General features: G+C 53.9%; 17 protein-coding genes and 1 pseudogene. 11 read left to right on the top strand and 7 right to left on the bottom strand.

Features of this window, described 5'->3' with window-relative positions:
• Positions 1–66: 66 nt before the first annotated feature.
• From B9P82_RS06840 to iadA, 3 genes are read left to right on the top strand one after another with little or no spacing between them, the layout of a single operon-like run.
• On the top strand, positions 67–726 hold the full coding sequence (locus tag B9P82_RS06840; protein WP_016153974.1) for a nucleoside recognition domain-containing protein: 660 nt from the start codon (positions 67–69) through the stop codon (positions 724–726).
• A gap of 1 nt (position 727) precedes the next feature.
• The gene (locus B9P82_RS06835) at positions 728–1,189 is read left to right on the top strand and encodes a YjiG family protein (RefSeq protein ID WP_003037948.1); all 462 of its coding nucleotides are present in this window, start codon (positions 728–730) and stop codon (positions 1,187–1,189) included.
• Positions 1,190–1,200: 11 nt separating this feature from the next.
• Positions 1,201–2,364: a beta-aspartyl-peptidase gene (gene iadA, locus B9P82_RS06830; RefSeq protein ID WP_101700122.1), complete on the top strand. Its 1,164-nt coding sequence runs from the start codon at positions 1,201–1,203 to the stop codon at positions 2,362–2,364.
• A 115-nt stretch (positions 2,365–2,479) separates the two neighbouring features.
• Here the strand turns inward: iadA and bcp are convergent, their stop codons facing one another.
• On the bottom strand, positions 2,480–2,950 hold the full coding sequence (gene bcp / locus B9P82_RS06825; RefSeq protein WP_003835095.1) for a thioredoxin-dependent thiol peroxidase: 471 nt from the start codon (positions 2,948–2,950) through the stop codon (positions 2,480–2,482).
• Entirely contained in the window at positions 2,950–3,522 is a 573-nt protein-coding gene (locus tag B9P82_RS06820; RefSeq protein WP_019077363.1) for a glycine cleavage system transcriptional repressor, read from the bottom strand. Before B9P82_RS06820 ends, bcp begins: the two co-directional genes overlap by 1 nt.
• 145 nt (positions 3,523–3,667) lie before the next feature.
• On the opposite strand from B9P82_RS06820, the gene dapA reads away from it, so the two are divergent.
• The 6 genes and pseudogenes from dapA (at position 3,668) to ypfH (ending at position 10,219) form a co-directional block, all read left to right on the top strand.
• On the top strand, positions 3,668–4,546 hold the full coding sequence (gene dapA, locus B9P82_RS06815) for a 4-hydroxy-tetrahydrodipicolinate synthase (RefSeq protein WP_016153972.1): 879 nt from the start codon (positions 3,668–3,670) through the stop codon (positions 4,544–4,546).
• Positions 4,547–4,562: 16 nt separating this feature from the next.
• Positions 4,563–5,596: pseudogene (bamC, locus tag B9P82_RS06810) on the top strand (outer membrane protein assembly factor BamC).
• 111 nt (positions 5,597–5,707) lie between these two features.
• The gene (gene purC / locus B9P82_RS06805; RefSeq protein WP_003835086.1) at positions 5,708–6,421 is read left to right on the top strand and encodes a phosphoribosylaminoimidazolesuccinocarboxamide synthase; all 714 of its coding nucleotides are present in this window, start codon (positions 5,708–5,710) and stop codon (positions 6,419–6,421) included.
• Positions 6,422–6,549: 128 nt separating this feature from the next.
• Entirely contained in the window at positions 6,550–7,416 is an 867-nt protein-coding gene (locus tag B9P82_RS06800; protein ID WP_016153970.1) for a KPN_02809 family neutral zinc metallopeptidase, read from the top strand.
• Between the two features lie 15 nt (positions 7,417–7,431).
• Positions 7,432–9,447 (top strand): tRNA(Met) cytidine acetyltransferase TmcA, encoded by a 2,016-nt coding sequence (locus B9P82_RS06795; protein ID WP_101700121.1) that lies wholly within the window; start codon positions 7,432–7,434, stop codon positions 9,445–9,447.
• 73 nt (positions 9,448–9,520) lie between these two features.
• On the top strand, positions 9,521–10,219 hold the full coding sequence (gene ypfH / locus B9P82_RS06790) for an esterase (protein WP_016157110.1): 699 nt from the start codon (positions 9,521–9,523) through the stop codon (positions 10,217–10,219).
• 48 nt (positions 10,220–10,267) lie between these two features.
• Here the strand turns inward: ypfH and B9P82_RS06785 are convergent, their stop codons facing one another.
• The 3 genes from B9P82_RS06785 to B9P82_RS06775 are packed head-to-tail and all read right to left on the bottom strand — an operon-like array spanning position 10,268 to position 11,983.
• Positions 10,268–10,468: a YpfN family protein gene (locus B9P82_RS06785; RefSeq protein WP_003835080.1), complete on the bottom strand. Its 201-nt coding sequence runs from the start codon at positions 10,466–10,468 to the stop codon at positions 10,268–10,270.
• 27 nt (positions 10,469–10,495) lie between these two features.
• Entirely contained in the window at positions 10,496–11,623 is a 1,128-nt protein-coding gene (gene dapE / locus B9P82_RS06780) for a succinyl-diaminopimelate desuccinylase (protein WP_016153967.1), read from the bottom strand.
• A gap of 3 nt (positions 11,624–11,626) precedes the next feature.
• On the bottom strand, positions 11,627–11,983 hold the full coding sequence (locus B9P82_RS06775; RefSeq protein ID WP_016153966.1) for an ArsC family reductase: 357 nt from the start codon (positions 11,981–11,983) through the stop codon (positions 11,627–11,629).
• A gap of 389 nt (positions 11,984–12,372) precedes the next feature.
• Between B9P82_RS06775 and ypfM the strand changes: the two genes are divergently transcribed.
• A complete protein-coding gene (ypfM, locus tag B9P82_RS06770) occupies positions 12,373–12,432 on the top strand; it encodes a protein YpfM (protein ID WP_001386977.1) in 60 nt (19 codons plus the stop codon).
• A 75-nt stretch (positions 12,433–12,507) separates the two neighbouring features.
• Here the strand turns inward: ypfM and acrD are convergent, their stop codons facing one another.
• Together acrD and narQ are read right to left on the bottom strand one after the other, a co-directional pair.
• Positions 12,508–15,621 (bottom strand): multidrug efflux RND transporter permease AcrD, encoded by a 3,114-nt coding sequence (acrD, locus tag B9P82_RS06765; RefSeq protein WP_016153965.1) that lies wholly within the window; start codon positions 15,619–15,621, stop codon positions 12,508–12,510.
• A gap of 184 nt (positions 15,622–15,805) precedes the next feature.
• Entirely contained in the window at positions 15,806–17,503 is a 1,698-nt protein-coding gene (gene narQ / locus B9P82_RS06760) for a nitrate/nitrite two-component system sensor histidine kinase NarQ (RefSeq protein ID WP_101700120.1), read from the bottom strand.
• 263 nt (positions 17,504–17,766) lie between these two features.
• Here narQ and aegA point away from each other — a divergent pair, with 263 nt between their 5' ends.
• Positions 17,767–19,746 (top strand): formate-dependent uric acid utilization protein AegA, encoded by a 1,980-nt coding sequence (gene aegA, locus B9P82_RS06755; protein ID WP_016157108.1) that lies wholly within the window; start codon positions 17,767–17,769, stop codon positions 19,744–19,746.
• The last annotated feature ends 4 nt before the right edge of the window (positions 19,747–19,750 follow it).

Raw genomic sequence — 19,750 nt, 5'->3', positions numbered from 1 at the left:
TTGTCTTTAACTTGACCCGCGTGATGTCTTTAGTCACGCAAGGAATAAGGCCAACAGGAGAACAAAATGGGTCACAACACACACACGCAGCAGAAGGTGGGATGGGGCGGTTATCTCGCTTTTTTTATTACGATTATTCTTTTTTCCGGCATGTTTGCGAAAAGTACCGAATGGTGGCGAGTCTTTGATTTCACCGTTCTCAACGGTGCGTTTGGGCAGATTAATGCGGCGGGGGACACGGCGGTCTCTTTTCGCGGCACGGGCGGTATGGGCGCAAAAGACGGCTTCTTATTCGCGCTTGAGCTGGCGCCTTCCGTCATTCTTTCACTCGGGATAATTTCCGTCACCGAAGGGCTGGGAGGGTTGCGTGCGGCACAGCAACTGATGACGCCAGTCCTGCGCCCGTTACTCGGTATTCCGGGTATTTGCTCGTTGGCGCTGATTGCGAATTTGCAAAATACCGATGCTGCGGCAGGGATGACTAAAGAAATGGCGGAAGAGGGCATTATCACTGAACAGGAACGTGCCATTTTTGCCTGCTGGCAAACCAGCGGCAGTGCGTGTATTACCAACTATTTTTCCTCGGGTGCCGCGCTGTTTACGATGGTTACCGTTCCGGTGATTACGCCGCTGGCGGTGATCCTTGTCTTCAAATTTGTGGGTGCGAACCTGCTGCGTTTGTGGATTGCGCAGCTGGAAAATCGCCGTACGCAGCAGGAGGCGTGAGATGACAACGCAAGTACGTAAAAACGTCATGGATATGTTTATCGATGGCGCACGGCGCGGATTCACTATTGCAACAACCAGCCTGTTGCCTAACGTGGTAATGGCGTTTGTGATTATTCAGGCGCTGAAGGTGACGGGACTGCTCGAGATTGTCGGGCGGGTATGTGAGCCGGTAATGGCTCTGTGGGGACTGCCGGGGGAATCTGCTACCGTACTGCTGGCGGCGGTGATGAGTATGGGAGGCGGCGTCGGTGTTTGCGCCAGCCTGGTTGTCGCCGGTACGCTTTCGGGACATGATGCTACGGTGCTGTTACCGGCTATCTACCTGATGGGCAATCCGGTGCAAAATGTGGGACGCTGTCTGGGTACCGCGGGGGTCCATCCCCGTTATTACCCGCTTATTATTGCGGTATGCGTAATTAATGCGCTGCTCTCTATTTGGGTTATGCAGGTTATTGCCTGACAAGGAAGGTTATGAACTGTTCCATTCTTAATTTGACGTTGTTCCTGCAGGGACACGTGTACGCGCCGGAAGATTTAGGACGCCAGGATATACTGGTGTCTGGCAGCAAAATTGTTGCCATCGCGCCGTCGATTTCCCCTGACGATTTTCCAGGCTGCGAGTGTATCAATCTTGACGGTGCGATTGTGTGCCCAGGATTTATCGATCAACACGTCCATCTGATTGGCGGCGGCGGAGAAGCAGGGCCGCACACCCGCACGCCGGAAGTGCGCTTGTCGCGGCTGGTTGAAGCTGGCGTCACCTCGGTGGTGGGATTGCTGGGGACAGATGGTATTACCCGTCACCCTGAATCGCTGCTGGCGAAAACCCGCGCGCTGGAATTTGAAGGCATCAGCGCATGGATGCTGACCGGGGCGTATTCTCTGCCTTCCCCGACCATCACCGGCAGTATCGATCGCGATGTGGCGCTGATCGATAAAATCATTGGCGTGAAATGTGCGGTTTCGGACCATCGTTCTTCAGCCCCGGACTCCTCGGCGCTGGCAAACATGGCGGCGCAGTCTCGCGTTGGTGGATTGTTAGGGCGCAAGCCGGGGATTAGCGTCTTCCATATGGGCGACAGCCCGCGCATGCTGGAGCCGTTGTACCAGATCCTCGAAAGTTGCGATGTACCGATTACCAAGCTGCTGCCCACACACGTCAATCGTGCGGAACCGTTGTTTCAGTCGGCGCTGGAGTATGCCCGCAAAGGCGGTTATATCGACATTACCAGCAGCATAGATGAACCCGTCGACCCGGCCACGGCTATCGCCACGGCGCTACGCCAGAACGTGCCGCTGTCGCGTATTACCTTGAGTTCGGATGGCAACGGTAGCCAGCCGGAATTTGATGACTACGGTAATCTTACCGGCATCGGTGTCGCAGGGTTTGAATCACTGGCTGAAACAGTGCGCCAGTTGGTGAAGGTTCATGCCATACCGCTGGAACTGGCGCTGTGTCCGCTGACGCGAACGGTCGCAGAATTTTTGGGACTGGAACATAAAGGGCGTCTGGCGGTGGGATGCGATGCCGACATTCTGGTGCTCAATGATGCGCTTGAAGTTCATCACCTGTGGGCGAAGGGCAAAGCCGTCGTCAGAGAGAAAAAAGCCTGTATAAAAGGGACGTTTGAATAAACGACGTTGATGCCGGATGGCGGCGTAAACGCCTTATCCGGCTACGGAGTTATGCGGATGGTGGCCTGATAAGACGCGTGGCGTCACCATCAGGCGCTATCCGGCAAAATGTAAATCAGGCGTTCTCTTTCAGCCAGTTCATTACCACGTCGTGGTGGTTGCTGGTTTTGAAGTCATCAAACACATGCTCAATTTTCCCTTCAGCATCAATCAGGAAGCTGATGCGGTGGATGCCATCATAGGTTTTGCCCATAAATGACTTCTCACCCCAGACGCCGAACTGCTCGCAAACCTGGTGATCTTCGTCGGACAGGAGAGTGAAGTTAAGGACTTCTTTCTCCGCGAATCGGGAAAGCTTCTCTGGTTTATCGGTGCTGATTCCCAGCACTTCAACACCTGCTTTTTTTAACTCATCCATGTTATCGCGCAGGCCGCAGGCCTGTACGGTACAGCCGGGTGTCATGGCTTTCGGGTAAAAATAAACCAGAACACGCTGTCCCTGGAAGTCGGTTAAATTTACTTGTTCTCCGTCTTGATCCGGCAAGCTAAATTTCGGTGCGATATCACCGGCTTTCAGTGGGTTCATTACTTAACTCCATCCTGTTCATCATGCTGTGAGTAATTGACGACGTTAATACTGCCTTGCGCATTGAGTTCTGTACAGAGTGCTTTAAACGCATCTTCAATATTTGCCGAATCATGTGACGCAGGACTATGTGCGGTAATTTGAATAAACAGCTGTGCCGCCTTTTCGTTCTCAGCCGGTTGCGTGCGTGAAACCAGTTCCGCAATATTCATTTGGTGGCTGTCAAACAGGGCGGTAAAGCGTTCAATCAAATGCGGAGAATCAGGAACATCGACCTGCACCCATACCGTAGCGGGCATCGCCGGACGGGGGCGTGCGGTCGTGCGCTTCATCACAATCAGTAAATCCAGCTCTGCACCTTTCAACGGCAAGGTTGATTCAATTAGGGTAATGGCATTCCAGGTGCCCGACAGCAACATGATAAACGTGAACTCGTCACCCAGCATGGCCAGTCGGCTGTCTTCGATATTACAGCCGCAACTGCTGACATGACGTGTGATGGTGTTCACAATTCCCGGGCGGTCAGCACCCAGCGCAGTAATGACCAGATAGTGTTGCGATGACGATGTCAAACCTGTTCTTCCTTTGAGCGGTGAGGTAATCATAAGGAAAGCATAAAAAAAACATGCATACAACAATCAGAACGGCTCTGGTCGCTTGCTTTTATTGTCGTACCAAACGTACCATTGAGACACTTGTTTGCACAGAGGATGGCCCATGTTCACGGGAAGTATTGTCGCGCTTGTTACGCCGATGGATGAGAAAGGTAAAGTCTGCCGGTCGAGCCTGAAAAAACTGATTGATTATCATGTCGCCAGCGGCACCTCGGCGATCGTTTCGGTTGGCACCACCGGTGAGTCTGCCACCCTGAGTCATGATGAACATGGCGATGTGGTGATGATGACCCTGGAGCTGGCCGACGGGCGTATTCCGGTGATTGCCGGAACCGGCGCTAATGCGACCGCGGAAGCCATTAGTCTGACGCAGCGTTTCAACGACAGTGGTGTTGTCGGCTGCCTGACGGTGACGCCTTACTACAACCGCCCAACCCAGGAAGGTTTGTTCCAGCATTTCAAAGCCATCGCTGAACATACTGACCTGCCGCAAATTCTGTATAATGTACCGTCCCGTACCGGCTGCGATATGTTGCCGGAAACCGTTGGTCGCCTGGCGAAAGTAAAAAATATTATCGCTATTAAAGAGGCCACGGGGAACTTAAGTCGCGTTCACCAGATCAAAGAGCTGGTTTCAGACGACTTTATTCTGCTCAGCGGTGATGACGCGACCGGACTGGATTTTATGCAGCTCGGTGGTCATGGCGTGATTTCCGTGACGTCTAACGTTGCGGCACGCGATATGGCCGAAATGTGCAAACTGGCGGCAGCCGGGAACTTTGCCGAGGCGCGGGTGATTAACCAGCGTCTGATGCCGTTACACAACAAACTATTTGTCGAACCCAATCCTATCCCAGTGAAATGGGCGTGTAAGGAGTTGGGACTTGTGGCGACCGATACGCTACGTCTGCCTATGACGCCAATCACGGATAATGCTCGTGAAATCGTCAAAGCGGCGCTTAAGCATGCCGGTTTGCTGTAAAGTTTAGGGAGATTTGATGGCTTACTCAGTACAAAAGTCGCGCCTGGCCAAGGTTGCGGGTGTTTCGCTTGTTATGTTGCTCGCGGCCTGTAGTTCTGACTCCGTTATAAGCGCCAGGTGAGCGGTGATGAATCCTATCTGGAGGCCGCACCGCTTGCTGAGCTTCACGCTCCAGCTGGGATGATTCTGCCGGTTATGTCGGGTGACTATAATATCCCGGTCACCAACGGCAGCGGTGCCGTTGGTAAAGCGCTGGACATTCGCCCGCCGGCTCAGCCGTTAGCACTAGTCACCGGCGCTCGCACTCAGATCGCGGGTGATACGTCGACATTGCTGGTGGAAAATGGTCGTGGCAACACGCTGTGGCCACAGGTCGTTAGCGTCATTCAGTCTAAAAACTACACGATCACCAAACGTGATGATGCCAGCCAGACGTTGACCACCGACTGGGTTAACTGGAACCGTCTGGATGAAGACGAGCAGTACCGTGGACGTTATCAAATCTCGGTTAAACCGCAGGGTTATCAGCAAGCGGTAACGGTGAAACTGATTAACCTCGAGCAGGCGGGTAAACCCGTAGCTGATCCAGCATCAATGCAGCGTTACAGCGCTGAGATGATGAACGTTATTTCCGCAGGTCTGGATAAGAACGCCACTGATGCCGCGAATGCCGCGCAGAACCGCTCTGCCGCCACCATGGATGTTCAGAGTGCTGCCGATGACACCGGTTTACCGATGCTGGTGGTACGTGGACCGTTCAACGTGGTATGGCAGCGTCTGCCGGCAGCGCTTGAGAAAGTGGGGATGAAAGTGACCGACAGCACCCGTTCTCAGGGCAGCATCGCCGTGACCTACAAACCACTGTCTGATAGTAACTGGCAGGAGCTGGGCGCAAGCGATCCGGGTCTGGTATCCGGCGACTATAAACTGCAGGTCGGTGATTTAGACAACCGCAGTAGCTTGCAGTTTATCGATCCGAAGGGGCATACCCTGACGCAAAGCCAGAACGACGCGCTGGTCGCCGTCTTCCAGGCAGCGTTCAGTAAGTAAAAATAAAGGGCTGGATAACTCCAGCCCTTTTTTTCTGATATGATACGCAAACGTGTGCGTCGGCAGAAAAACGCAATATTTATCGTTAATTCACACCCAGGAGTAATAAAGATGCAAAAGCAAGCTGAGTTGTATCGTGGTAAAGCGAAGACCGTATACAGCACGGAAAACCCGGACCTGTTGGTGCTCGAATTCCGCAATGATACGTCAGCAGGGGATGGCGCGCGCATTGAACAGTTTGATCGTAAAGGCATGGTGAACAACAAGTTCAACCATTTCATTATGACTAAACTGCAAGAAGCGGGCATTCCTACCCAGATGGAGCGACTGCTTTCCGATACTGAATGTCTGGTGAAAAAACTGGAGATGGTACCGGTTGAATGTGTGGTTCGTAACCGCGCAGCAGGTTCCCTGGTTAAGCGTTTAGGCGTTGAGGAAGGTATTGAACTGAATCCGCCGCTGTTTGATCTGTTCCTGAAAAACGATGCTATGCACGATCCAATGATTAACGATTCCTATTGCGAAACTTTTGGTTGGGTGAGCAAAGAGAATCTGGCGCGTATGAAAGAGCTGACCTACAAAGCCAACGACGTGCTGAAAAAGATGTTTGATGATGCCGGTCTGATTCTGGTCGACTTCAAACTTGAATTTGGTTTGTATAAAGGTGAAGTGGTCCTGGGCGATGAGTTCTCACCGGACGGCAGCCGTCTGTGGGACAAAGAAACGCTGGATAAAATGGACAAAGATCGCTTCCGCCAGAGCTTGGGCGGCCTGATCGAAGCCTATGAAGCCGTCGCGCATCGTCTGGGTGTGAAGTTAGACTAATCCTCCCCTGAGCCGGCGATCGCTCTCCGGCTCATCAATCCCGCCGATTTTGATTACTGTTTCTTATGGTAATCCTGTTCCGAACCGCCTACGATCATCATCATAATGAATAAAAAGTTGAGGTGATTATGCGCTGGCAAGGGCGTCGTGAAAGTGACAATGTGGAAGACAGACGAAATAGCTCCGGTGGCGGCCCTTCTATAGGCGGCCCTGGTTTTCGTTTGCCCAGTGGTAAAGGCGGCATCATCCTGCTGATTGTGGTGCTGGTGGCGGGATATTATGGCGTGGATCTCACCGGATTAATGACCGGCCAGCCAGTTTCCCAACAGCAATCATCACACTCCATCAGCCCAAATGATGATGAAGCAGCAAAATTTACCTCGGTGATTCTGGCCACCACGGAAGATACCTGGGGGCAGCAGTTTGAAAAAATGGGCCGGACCTACCAACAGCCGAAGCTGGTAATGTATCGCGGAGCGACGCGTACCGGCTGTGGCGCAGGTCAGTCGGTGATGGGGCCGTTTTACTGCCCGGCGGATGGTACGGTGTATATCGACCTCTCATTTTATGATGACATGAAAAACAAGCTGGGCGCCGATGGTGATTTTGCTCAGGGCTATGTTATCGCCCATGAAGTGGGTCACCACGTGCAGAAACTGCTGGGTATTGAACCGAAAGTTCGCCAGATGCAGCAGAATGCCTCACAGGCTGAAGTGAACCGTCTTTCCGTACGTATGGAACTGCAGGCGGACTGCTTTGCCGGCGTCTGGGGCAACAGTATGCAGCAGCAGGGCGTGCTGGAGTCCGGCGACCTGGCTGAAGCGCTGAACGCCGCTCAGGCTATTGGCGACGATCGCCTGCAGCAGCAGGGACAAGGACGCGTTGTGCCGGACAGCTTTACCCACGGCACTTCTGAGCAGCGGCTTAGCTGGTTCAAACGCGGTTTTGACAGCGGCGATCCGGGACAATGTAATACTTTTGGTAAAGGCATTTAAGCTACTGAGGCAGGGATGTCTGATAATACGGCGCTGAGCGCGTTAACTGAACAGATGGCCCACGAAGGGATCCGTCGTCTGCTGATTATCAGTGGCGAGGGGAACTGGTGTCAGGAGCGGGCTTTAGCGCTACGCGACACGTTACCCGGCGACTGGTTATGGGTGGGCGCACTCGCCCCTGCTGAGCCAAACTGTACGCCACAGGCGCTGCAAACGTTATTAGGGCGCGAATTTCGTCATGCGGTTTTTGACGCCGGGCAGGGATTTGACGCTGCGGCGTTTGCCGCCTTAAGCGGAACGCTGATCGCCGGGAGCTGGCTGGTTTTGCTGACTCCCCCCTGGCATACCTGGCACACGCATCCGGACGTGGATTCACTGCGCTGGAGCGACTGTGCTGAACCTATCCCAACGCCGCACTTTGTTGAACATGTCAAACGGGTGATTTCCCGTGACGGACAGGCGCTGCACTGGCAGCAGCATCACGCAGTTTCCAGCCCGCGTTTTCCTGTTTGTGCAGTCTGGCACGCGGCAACCGGTGATCCTCAGCCTGAACAGGCGATGATTTTAACCCAGTTGCTGGATATGCCTCCCGGCGTGGCTGCGGTCACAGCTGCACGTGGCCGGGGTAAATCGGCTCTGGCAGGGCAACTGATAGCACGTATCAACGGGACCGCGATTGTCACCGCGCCTGCTAAAGCGGCAACGGATGTGCTGGCGCAATTTGCCGCAGAGCGTTACCGCTTTATGGCCCCCGATGCGCTGTTAAGCAGTTCTGCAACCGCAGACTGGCTGGTTGTGGATGAAGCCGCCGCGATCCCCGCGCCGCTGCTGCACCAACTGGTTGCGCGTTTCCCTCGTACGCTGTTAACCACCACCGTACAGGGCTATGAGGGAACTGGCAGAGGCTTTTTGTTGAAATTTTGCGCCCGCTTTCCCCATCTTCGACGCTATGAGTTGCAACAACCCGTGCGCTGGGCGCAGGGATGTCCGCTGGAGAAAATCGTCAGCGATGCGCTGGTGTTTGACGACGAAACCTTTGCGCATGCCCCCTTAGGGGAGCTTAGCTTCTCGGCATTTGAGCAACTCTCATGGCAGACAAACCCGGCGCTGCCGTTAGCGGTATATCAGCTGCTTTCCGGCGCGCATTATCGCACCTCGCCACTGGATCTGCGGCGAATGATGGACGCGCCGGGTCAGCATTTTCTTCAGGCTTCGGCTGCTGACTCGGTGGCGGGCGCCGTCTGGCTGGTCGACGAGGGGGGATTATCCGCAGAATTAAGCCAGGCCGTCTGGGCCGGATATCGCCGACCAAGAGGAAATTTGGTTGCGCAGTCACTGGCGGCGCACGGCGGAGACCCATTGGCAGCGACGCTCGTCGGGCGGCGGGTCAGTCGAATTGCGGTTCATCCCGCACGTCAAAGAGAAGGTATTGGGCAACAGCTGATTCTGCAGGCCCGGCACTATTGCACGCAGTGCGACTATCTGTCCGTCAGCTTTGGTTATACGGCTGAATTATGGCGTTTCTGGCAGCGCTGCGGTTTTGTCCTGGTACGGATGGGTAATCATCGGGAAGCCAGCAGCGGCTGTTATACCGCTATGGCGGTGCTGCCCATCAGCGAAGCGGGAAAACGCCTTGCCTGGCGGGCGCACCAGCGCCTGCGACGGGATGCGGAGATTCTTGCTCAGTGGAACGCAGAGCGCATTCCGCTGGTACCACTGAAAGAGACTACGCTTAATGAGGATGACTGGGGTGAGCTGGCTGGGTTTGCCTTCGCGCATCGACCATTACTTACATCATTAGGTTGTCTGAGTCGTTTGCTTGAGCACAGCGAGTTGCCTCTTCCGGCATTACGCGGGCGTATACAGGCTCAACGCAGCGATGCTGAATTGTGCCAACAGCTGAAAATATCGGGTCGCAAAGCGCTGTTGGCAGTTCAGCGCGCCGAGGCGGCGCAGGCCTTAAAACAGCTGGATGCTGAACGTGAACAACGGCTACATAATCGCATTATGCAATGGCAATTTTTTCACTGACTTCTTCAATTTCCTGGCATGGTCATTGCGGTTAAGCGGCGTAGAATGATTCTCATCAGTTAAGGAGATCGCCATGAAACATGACCATTTTGTTGTTCAAAGTCCCGATAAACCCGCTCAACAGCTCTTGTTGCTGTTTCATGGCGTCGGCGATAACCCGGTTGCCATGGGCGAAATTGGCTCCTGGTTTGCGCCGCTGTTTCCAGATGCGCTAATCGTCAGCATTGGCGGGGCAGAGCCTTATGGTACAACTTCCGGGCGTCAGTGGTTTTCTGTACAGGGGATAACGGAAGAGAACCGCCAGGCGCGTATTGACGCGATTATGCCGGTCTTTATCGAAACCGTTCGCTACTGGCAGAAGCAAAGCGGCGTTTCGCCTCAGGCGACCGCGCTGATTGGTTTTTCTCAGGGCTCGATTATGTCGCTTGAGAGTATTAAAGCCGAGCCTGGGCTGGCGTCGCGGGTCATCGCCTTTAATGGTCGCTATGCCACGTTGCCGGAGGTTGCAACTACCGCGACGACGGTGCATTTGATTCACGGCGGTGAAGACCGGGTGATTGAGTTATCTCATGCCGTTGCCGCGCAGGAGGCGTTAATACGCGCCGGTGGGGATGTGACGCTGGATATCGTCGAAAATCTGGGGCACGCCATTGATGAACGCAGTATGCAGTTTGCGCTCGACCACCTGCGTTTTACCGTACCGAAGCACTACTTTGATGAAGCGCTGAGCGGTGGTAAGCCTCACGATGATGATGTGATTGAGATGATTTAACCCGCAGGCCGGATGGCGATGTGAAACCGCCATTCGGCCTGCGTTGGCTTATTTCTTCGGTTGATCCTTGTTTGGCCAATCGTCGTCGTCATCCCATTTATCGTTAAAATCACGATGCGGGGGAAGCTCCGGCTTATTGGCAAGAAATTTCTTGTGGTCGACGCGCTTGAGATCTTTAATCACGTTCAGCAATACGCCTACCAGAAACACCAACACCAGAATCCACCAGTATTTTGCCAGCCAGTCCATGCTCATTTCCTCTTACAGGAACACTCATCAGGCGACGAGTTGCTCCATGATACGTTGATACATACGGGCAAGCAGCTGCAGGTCGGCGGCATTAACACATTCATTAATTTTATGAATGGTCGCGTTGACCGGCCCCAGTTCTACTACCTGTGCCCCCATGCGGGCAATAAAACGCCCGTCGGACGTCCCGCCTGTAGTCAGTAACTGCGGTTTAATCTCATTATAGTGCTCAATGGCGTTCACCACCGCATCCACCAGTTTACCGCGTGCGGTCAGGAACGGCTGACCGGAAAGCCACCAGTCGACGGTATAACGCAGCTGATGTTTCTCCAGCAACTCCAGCACCCGGGACTTAATCATTTCATCGTTTAATTCGGTGCTGAAACGGAAGTTGAACTGGATAAACAGTTCGCCGGGAATAACATTGTTGCTGCCGGTTCCTGCCTGAATATTGGCAATCTGCATGCTGGTAGCCGGGAAGAATTCGTTGCCCTGATCCCACTCAATCGCCACCAGTTCATTAAGCATTGGCGCCGCGCGGTGTACCGGGTTATCGGCCAGATGCGGGTAGGCTACGTGGCCCTGCACACCGTGAATGGTCAGATTGCAGGTCAGTGAACCACGACGCCCATTTTTCACCACGTCGCCAACGATTTCCGTGCTGGACGGCTCGCCAACCAGACAATAATCCAGTCGTTCATTGCGTGCCATAAGTGCTTCAACCACTTTTACGGTGCCGTTTTGGGCGCTGGCCTCTTCGTCAGAGGTTATCAAAAACGCCAGACGACCCTGATGGTTCGGATGCTGGGCGACAAAACGTTCTGCGGCCACGACCATTGCCGCCAGTGAGCCTTTCATATCGGCTGCGCCACGCCCGAACAACATGCCATCGCGAATGGTCGGTTCGAACGGTGGATTAATCCAACGATCGACATCGCCGACAGGCACTACGTCAGTGTGACCGGCAAATGCCAGAGTCTCACCTTTGCCGCGCCATGCCCAAAAATTCTGTGTGTCACCAAAATCCATACGCTCAACGGTAAAACCTACCGCGCGCAGGCGTTCAATCATTAACGCCTGGCACCCGGCATCATCCGGGCTCAGGGAAGGACGGCGAATAAGCTGCTGTGTCAGCTCAATAACCGGGCACGACATAGACTATACCTCATTAAAAAACTGCGTATAACTGGATTCACTAAAGCCAAGCAGCATAGGCTTACCCGGCGCGCAGAGCAATGGGCGTTTGATAATTGCAGGCATTTCAATCATCAATGCAGCAGCAGAGGACGCATCGGTGATTTGGTTACGTGTGGCTTCATCCAGTTTGCGCCAGGTGGTTCCACGTGTATTGAGCAGCGCCTCCCAACCTAATTCGCTGATAAAGGCGTGTAATAACGCATTGTCCAGGCCGTCGACGCGATAATCATGGAAGCGGTAGTCGACCCCATTGTCTTCCAGCCAGCGTCTGGCTTTTTTAATCGTATCGCAATTCTTAATGCCGTAGAGGGTGATCATTTGAATCCTTATTGACGTAATTTGAATATTTATTCTCGTGTTCTATAAACATGAATAATACATATTGTCATCGAACCGTTATAGAAAAATATAACATTGTTGTTGAATGGTGAATAATGATTCCTGAAAGTTCCAAAATTCACGGGGAACTGAAAATCAGATTTTGCCTGTTTGCATCAGCCTGTTTTTCCATCAGAATTGCCAAAGTCGTAGATGATGTATGAATATTTCAAAATATTGCAGTAAGTCACATAAAATTTATGGGGTTAGCGCATAGTGATTACATATACCCCCGAACACTGGAGGATGTAATCGCAACCATTGGTTAAATGATCTTCTTTTTATGATGATGATTTCGTAGAATGCCCATAATAATAAGAGAGGTTGTTATGATTGAACGTGAACTGGGGAACTGGAAAGACTTTATCGAAGTGATGCTTCGTAAATAATTTTCTGGAAGAAATTCATATCCTGCAAAGGATAATAAAAGGCGACTCAACGTAAGTCGCCTTTTTTGTGTCCGATTATTCTGGGCGTGGCTTCAACGGGAAGCGTCTGCGTACCAGCACAAAGAACAGAGGAACGAAGTAAATCGCAAGGACAGTGGCTGAAATCATCCCGCCCATTACGCCAGTCCCCACCGCATGTTGACCGCCGGAACCTGCGCCACTGCTGATGGTCATCGGCAACACCCCAAAGATAAACGCCAGTGACGTCATCAGAATTGGGCGTAAGCGTTGGCGACAGGCATGCAGCGTGGCGTCGAGCAAGTCGTGACCTTTCTCGTTCATCTCATTGGCGAATTCAACAATCAATATTGCGTTCTTCGCCGAAAGCCCGATCACGGTGAGTAACCCGACCTGAAAGTACACGTCGTTTTCCAGACCGCGCATCCAGGTAGCGAGCAGCGCGCCAATGACCCCCAGCGGTACAACCAGCATGACGGAGAAGGGAACCGACCAGCTTTCGTACAGAGCCGCCAGACACAGGAACACCACCAGCAAAGAAATGGCGTACAGGGCTGGCGCCTGAGAGCCCGACAGCCGTTCCTGGTAAGACATTGCGGTCCATTCGAGGCCGAATCCGGTCGGCAACTGGTGGACCAGCGATTCCATAATGTCCATCGCCGTACCGGTACTGACGCCTGGGGCGGCTTCGCCAACAATCTCGACGGCGGAGTAGCCGTTATAGCGTTCCAGACGCGGTGAACCCGTTTCCCAGCGCGACGTGGCAAAGGCCGAGAAAGGCACCATGCCGCCGCTATTATTGCGGACGTACCACAGATTGATGTCGTCCGGGAGCATGCGATATTTTGCTGCCGCCTGTACGTAAACCTTCTTCACACGACCCCGGTCCATAAAGTCATTGACGTAGCTGGAGCCCCAGGCCGTTTGCAAGGTGTCGTTGATGTCATCAATGGAAACGCCCAGCGCCTGGGCTTTGCGCTGATCGATATCAATTTGCAACTGCGGGCTGTCGTCCAGACCGTTATGACGAACACGGGTCAGAGACGCGTCTTTCCCGGCCAGCTCAATCAGCTTGTCGCGCGCGGCCATTAACGCATCATGGCCCGCACCGGCGTGATCTTGCAGTTCCATATCGAAACCGGCAGAGCTCCCGAGACCGCTAATCGCCGGAGGGCTGCTGGCGAAGACGCGGGCTTCCTTAATCTTATTAAAGGCTTTAGTCGCGCGCTCGATGATGGCGAAAGAGGTTCCGGTGGTGGTGTCGCGATCATCCCAGTCTTTTAAGCGGACAAACATCCGCGCCACGTTTTGACCGTTCCCGCCAGGGCCGGAACCGACCGTGGAAAAGACCGACGTAATGTTGTCTTTCTCATGGGTGAAGTAATACTTCTCCACTTCCTCAACCACTTTCAATGTTTGCTGCTGGGTCGAGCCGCTGGGCAACTGTATTGAGGTGGTAAACATGCCGCGGTCTTCGAGCGGCAGGAAGGAGGTTGGCAGGCGCAGGAACAGGAAAACCATACCGCCGAGCAGCAGGCCGTAAATCAGTATCCAGCGCAGGCTGCGGTGCAGGATCCTGGCGACGCCTTTTTCGTAGCGTTCGGCGTTGCGGTTAAACATCCGGTTAAACCAGCCAAAGAAACCGGTTTGCCCGTGATGCTCGCCTTTATGTAGCGGTTTGAGCAGAGTGGCGCACAGGGCAGGGGTGAGGATCATCGCCACCAGAACTGAAAGAACCATTGCGGAGACGATGGTAATCGAGAACTGGCGGTAGATAGCCCCGGTAGTGCCGCCGAAGAAGGCCATCGGGATAAACACCGCCGACAGCACCATGGCGATACCGACCAGCGCGCCCTGGATTTGCCCCATCGATTTCCGCGTCGCTTCCCGCGGTGAGAGGCCTTCCTCACTCATAATACGCTCGACGTTTTCCACCACCACAATGGCATCATCGACCAGCAGGCCGATCGCCAGCACCATCGCAAACATCGTCAGGGTGTTAACGCTGTAGCCAAAGGCGTAGAGCACGGAAAAAGTACCCATCAGGACGACGGGAACGGCGATTGTAGGGATCAGCGTGGCGCGGAAGTTTTGCAGGAACAGGTACATCACAAGGAATACCAGCGCGATCGCTTCCAGCAGCGTTTTCACCACGTCGATAATTGAGGCTTTGACAAAGGAGGTAGTTTCATACGCCACCTTGTATTCCAGCCCATGCGGAAAATACTGTGAGAGCTCGTTCAGGCGGTCGATAACCAGCTCCGCCGTTGCCATTTCATTGGCGCCGGAGGCCAGTTTTACCCCCAGACCGGAAGCCGGGTGGCCGTTGAAGCGGCTGAGATAGTCGTACTTTTCCGCTCCCATTTCGACCGTCGCCACATCACCCAGTTTAACTTCTGAGCCGTCCTGGTTGACGCGTAGCGTAATCGCGCGGAATTCATCCGGAGTCTGTAGCAGCGACTGGGCGTTGATTGTCGCATTCAGCGCTTGTTTGTCTACCGAAGGCGTGCCGCCAAGTTGCCCGACGGCAATCTGCGCATTCTGTGACTCGATAGCATCGGTCACATCTTTGGCGGTCATCTGGAAGCTGTTAAGTTTGACCGGGTCGAGCCAGATACGCATGGAATATTGTGAACCGTAGGCGTCAATATCGCCCACGCCGTTTATACGACTGAGCGGATCCTGGATATTACTGGCGACGTAGTCGGCGATGTCCTGCTTATCCATTGAGCCATCGGTGGAGACGAAGGCGATGGTCAGAATATTGGTGTCACCGGTCTTGCGCACCGTGACCCCTTGATTCTGTACCGCCTGTGGCAGCTTACGCATTGCCGATTGCAGCTGGTTTTGCACCTGCTGGACGGCCTCATCAGGATCGGTTCCCGCGAGGAAGCTCAGCGTAACTGACGCCTGGCCTGTCCCGCTGCTCTGCGACGACATGTACATCAGATTATCGAGACCAGTCATGTTCTGCTCGATAACCTGGGTGACGGTATTTTCCAGGGTTTGTGCGGACGCGCCAGGGTAGTTCGCGGTTACCCGCACGTTTGGCGGTGCCAGATCGGGATATTGCTCAACGGGCAGCGAAAAAATAGCCAGGGCTCCTGTCAGGCACAACAGGATTGCTAACACCCAGGCAAAAATGGGGCGATCGATGAAAAAATTCGCCATTAAAAGGGGACCTCGTGTTTCTGCATATCGTTATGGGTGTGAATTGCTTCACTTTAGCGGCAAGGTACGGGGCAAACGTGGAGAAAAAAAGAAGATAATGTAAATTATCATGCCCGTTTACAGCTTACCTTTCGTGCCAACGCCGTCAGGCCTGGATCGAGAACCGACGGCGCTTTGCGGTTCTTTACGTTAGCTCACCGTCGGATTCTGCCGAACGAAAACTGATGCTCACCAGCGTTCCCCCTCCGGAGGGTTGAGAGAAAGTCAGCGTGGCGCTCAGCCTTTCCGCCCGCTCGCGCATAATATTTAATCCATAGTGCCCCGAAGGCTCATGCGGCTCGCCAATGCCGATGCCGTTATCGCGAATATAAACCGTATGATTACCATCCGGCGCGGTCACGCAACTGACGGCAATTTCGGTTGCGCTGGCATGTTTAATCGCGTTCAGCACCGCTTCACGGACGATCTGCAGCAGATGCACCTGCATTTGCGCATCCAGCGCCAGGGTCGGTAACCGGCAATCAAGCGTCAGTTTAGCCGAGGTCTGATTTTGCAGCGTTTCCAGCATTTCATGCAGGGCGGAGGGGAGATCGGCCTGCTGTAAAGTCAGGCGGAAGGTGGTGAGCAGTTCGCGTAGCTGGCGGTAGGCATCGTTCAGCGCCTGAGAGAAATCCGCCATAATGCTTTGCGCTGGGGCGTTATCTTCGGGAATCGAACGCTTCAGCAGCGTGAGCTGAATGCGTAAATAAGAGAGCACTTGCGCCAGCGAGTCGTGCAGCTCGCGCGCAATCGTCGCCCGTTCCTCCATTAACAACAGCTGCTGAAAATGTTTTTGCGCCTGGTTGAAGTACAACCCGCGACCCAGCATCGAGGAGACGCTGTTAAGCAGCGGGGTAGAAGCATTGACGTTCGGGCTTTGCCAGTGCAGTTCACCGTAGACGGTTTCCTGCATGGTGACCGGCAGGATCTGCATCGGCAGCTCGGGGCTTTTTGCGCCTTCGCTAATTCGCCAGTTATCTCCGACGGTGAGTTCCAGGAAATAGGCGGCGTCATGCTCGCGGACGATCTGTAAAATATGGCGGAAGCAGTACACATCAATCTGACTGGTATTTAACGCCTGAGAGCACTGATACAACACTTCCAGACGACGATTAGCTTCGTGGAGATCGTGGGTCTTCTCAGCGACAGACGCTTCCAGTGAGCGGTACAGCTTGTGTAATTCACTCGACATCTGGCTGAAGGTCTTGCCCAACAACCCGAGTTCGTTGGGCAAATCAGTATCCAGCGACGGGATGTCAAACTGACCGTGTTCAATGTGCTGGCTTGCCACCACCAGCTTATTCAGCGGACGCACCACCTGCTGGCGAATACGCCGTAAGGTAAAGAAAACGAGGGTGAATATGCCGATCCCGCCCGCCAGTGAAATACCAAAAACCAGCATCACTTTGCGTTCGGCATAATGCTGCAGCGCCAGCACGAAGAGATCGATTTGATCGACATAGTTATTGATATTGCTCTGGTACCAATTTAAATCGCCATCGATCAGACGGGCGTTCATTTCCAACCAGTTTGCATGTAGACGTCCATAGCGACTTTTTACCGCTTGAGGCACGTACCACGCGTTCAGGTTCTGTAGTGCTGGCGAATTTAGCGCCTGCTGGAAAAGCTGGCGGTGAGCGTTAAGCTGCGGACTTTGGCTTTGCAGATCGTAACCCAGACGGTAACTTTGCATGCGCAATGAGCCAGCCACGTTGATGGCTTCGGCATCTCGTAAGCTGCTGGTCAGCGTGAGCAGAGCAATACCCGTTGAGAGAATCGACAACAGCACTATGTAGAAAAAAGCTTTAGCCAGACTGGCCGAGACCGGACGCTTTACCGTCACTTGTGCATCCTCACACAATACACGTCGCGCCTTAAAACAGCCCGAACGATGCGGTGTATTTGATAAATGTTAATAAAACGCCATGAAACTGGATGGTAACTGAAACACAATTTCATATGCGATGAAATAAATTGATCTGCCACAGGTTCTGGATAAATAGTTGTGCTTCCTGGGCAAATGAACATTGCCGCTTCCTTCCGTGTCGGTTAATAACAACACTCATATAAAGAATAAGGTTTTTGCAACCAAAAAAGAAGGAAGCCATGAATCGTTTTATTATGGTTAATAGCCAGCAGTGCCTGGGATGCCATGCCTGTGAGGTCGCCTGCGTCATGGCTCACAATGGCGAGCAGCATGTCCTGAGTCAACGGCATTTCCAGCCCCGAATTACCGTCATCAAGCATCAGCAGCAGCGCAGTGCGGTAACCTGCCATCACTGTGAAGATGCGCCCTGCGCCAGAAGTTGCCCGAACGGGGCAATCAGCCATGATAACGACAGCGTTCAGGTGAACCCGAAAAAGTGTATTGGCTGTAAATCGTGCGTCGTTGCTTGTCCTTTCGGCACGATGCAGATCGTACTCACTCCTGTCGCTAAAGGGAAGGTGAAAGCCACTGCGCACAAATGCGATTTGTGTCAGGGACGCGAACAGGGACCCGCCTGCGTAGAGAACTGTCCGGCGCAAGCGTTACAACTGGTGACGGAAAATTCGCTTACTGGTCTGTCAAAAGCGCGCAGGCTACGCACCGCCAGTCTGGAAAGCCAGCCCTGGCACGCCAACGCCACCGATTTCGTTTCGCATAAAATTACCAAACGTGAGCAAATGCAGGCGACGCCTGCGCGTGGTGAGCCGGATAAGCTGGCAATTGAGGCCCGTAAAACCAGCTTTGAGGAGATCTATCTGCCGTTTCGTACGGCGCAGGCGGAACGGGAAGCGTCCCGCTGCCTGAAATGCGGCGACCACAGTATTTGCGAATGGACCTGCCCATTGCATAACCATATTCCGCAGTGGATTGAACTGGTCAAAGCCGGGAATATCGACGCGGCGGTTGAGCTTTCTCACCAGACCAACTGCCTGCCGGAAGTGACCGGGCGCGTATGTCCGCAGGACCGACTCTGCGAAGGGGCATGTACGGTGCGTAGCGAGCATGGGGCGGTCACTATCGGAAATATTGAGCGTTACATCTCTGATCGGGCCCTGAGCAAAGGATGGCGACCGGACTTAAGCCACGTGCAGAAAGTGGATAAGCGCGTTGCTATCATCGGCGCGGGTCCGGCGGGTCTGGCCTGCGCGGATGTGCTGGCGCGCAGCGGAGTCAGCGCCACCGTATACGATCGCCACCCTGAAATCGGCGGTTTGCTGACGTTCGGCATTCCGGCCTTCAAGCTGGACAAATCGCTGCTGGCCCGCCGCCGTGAAATCTTCAGCGCCATGGGTATTCATTTCGAACTTAACTGTGAAGTGGGTAAGGATGTGGCGCTGTCGGCGCTGCTGGAGGATTACGATGCCGTGTTCGTGGGCGTAGGAACCTATCGTTCCATGAAGGCGGATCTGCCGAATGAAGACGCGCCTGGCGTTTATGACGCGTTACCGTTCCTGATTGCCAACACCAAACAGGTGATGGGGCTGGATGAACTGCCTGAAGAGCCGTTCATCGATACCGCCGGACTGAACGTGGTTGTACTGGGCGGAGGCGATACGGCAATGGACTGTGTGCGTACCGCGCTGCGTCATGGCGCACGCCAGGTGACCTGCGCTTATCGTCGTGATGAAGCCAACATGCCCGGTTCGAAAAAAGAGGTGAAGAACGCCCGGGAAGAGGGGGCTAACTTCGAGTTTAACGTCCAGCCGGTTGAGCTGGTGTTACATGATGATGGGCGAGTCAGCGGCGTGCGTTTTTTACGTACCCAGCTTGGCGAGCCAGACGCGCAGGGACGTCGTCGCCCGGTTCCCCTCGCCGGGAGTGAGTTTGTCATGCCCGCAGATGCGGTGATCATGGCGTTTGGTTTTCACCCACATGGCATGCCGTGGCTGGAGACGCATGGGGTTAAGGTCGATAACTGGGGGCGCATAGCCGCCAATGTTGAAAGCGCATACCGTTATCAAACCAGTAACCCGAAAATCTTCGCTGGTGGTGACGCGGTACGCGGTGCGGATCTGGTGGTTACGGCCATGGCGGAAGGACGGCATGCCGCCCAGGGGATCGTCGACTGGCTGGGCGTAAAATCAGTCAAATCTCACTAAGTCG

The sequence above is a fragment of the Citrobacter sp. L55 genome, from assembly GCF_002850715.1.
Taxonomy (GTDB): Bacteria; Pseudomonadota; Gammaproteobacteria; order Enterobacterales; family Enterobacteriaceae; genus Citrobacter; species Citrobacter braakii.
The sequence above is the reverse complement of the archived record's forward strand: the minus strand, read 5'-3'. Positions and strand labels throughout refer to the sequence as shown.

Excerpts from the sequence above, each read along its gene's own strand:
- B9P82_RS06840 (WP_016153974.1), top strand. The coding sequence starts at position 67 with ATGGGTCACAACACACACACGCAGCAGAAGGTGGGATGGGGCGGTTAT.
- B9P82_RS06835 (WP_003037948.1), top strand. The coding sequence starts at position 728 with ATGACAACGCAAGTACGTAAAAACGTCATGGATATGTTTATCGATGGC.
- iadA (WP_101700122.1), top strand. The coding sequence starts at position 1,201 with ATGAACTGTTCCATTCTTAATTTGACGTTGTTCCTGCAGGGACACGTG.
- bcp (WP_003835095.1), bottom strand. The coding sequence starts at position 2,950 with ATGAACCCACTGAAAGCCGGTGATATCGCACCGAAATTTAGCTTGCCG.
- dapA (WP_016153972.1), top strand. The coding sequence starts at position 3,668 with ATGTTCACGGGAAGTATTGTCGCGCTTGTTACGCCGATGGATGAGAAA.
- purC (WP_003835086.1), top strand. The coding sequence starts at position 5,708 with ATGCAAAAGCAAGCTGAGTTGTATCGTGGTAAAGCGAAGACCGTATAC.
- B9P82_RS06800 (WP_016153970.1), top strand. The coding sequence starts at position 6,550 with ATGCGCTGGCAAGGGCGTCGTGAAAGTGACAATGTGGAAGACAGACGA.
- B9P82_RS06795 (WP_101700121.1), top strand. The coding sequence starts at position 7,432 with ATGTCTGATAATACGGCGCTGAGCGCGTTAACTGAACAGATGGCCCAC.
- ypfH (WP_016157110.1), top strand. The coding sequence starts at position 9,521 with ATGAAACATGACCATTTTGTTGTTCAAAGTCCCGATAAACCCGCTCAA.
- B9P82_RS06785 (WP_003835080.1), bottom strand. The coding sequence starts at position 10,468 with ATGGACTGGCTGGCAAAATACTGGTGGATTCTGGTGTTGGTGTTTCTG.
- dapE (WP_016153967.1), bottom strand. The coding sequence starts at position 11,623 with ATGTCGTGCCCGGTTATTGAGCTGACACAGCAGCTTATTCGCCGTCCT.
- B9P82_RS06775 (WP_016153966.1), bottom strand. The coding sequence starts at position 11,983 with ATGATCACCCTCTACGGCATTAAGAATTGCGATACGATTAAAAAAGCC.
- acrD (WP_016153965.1), bottom strand. The coding sequence starts at position 15,621 with ATGGCGAATTTTTTCATCGATCGCCCCATTTTTGCCTGGGTGTTAGCA.
- aegA (WP_016157108.1), top strand. The coding sequence starts at position 17,767 with ATGAATCGTTTTATTATGGTTAATAGCCAGCAGTGCCTGGGATGCCAT.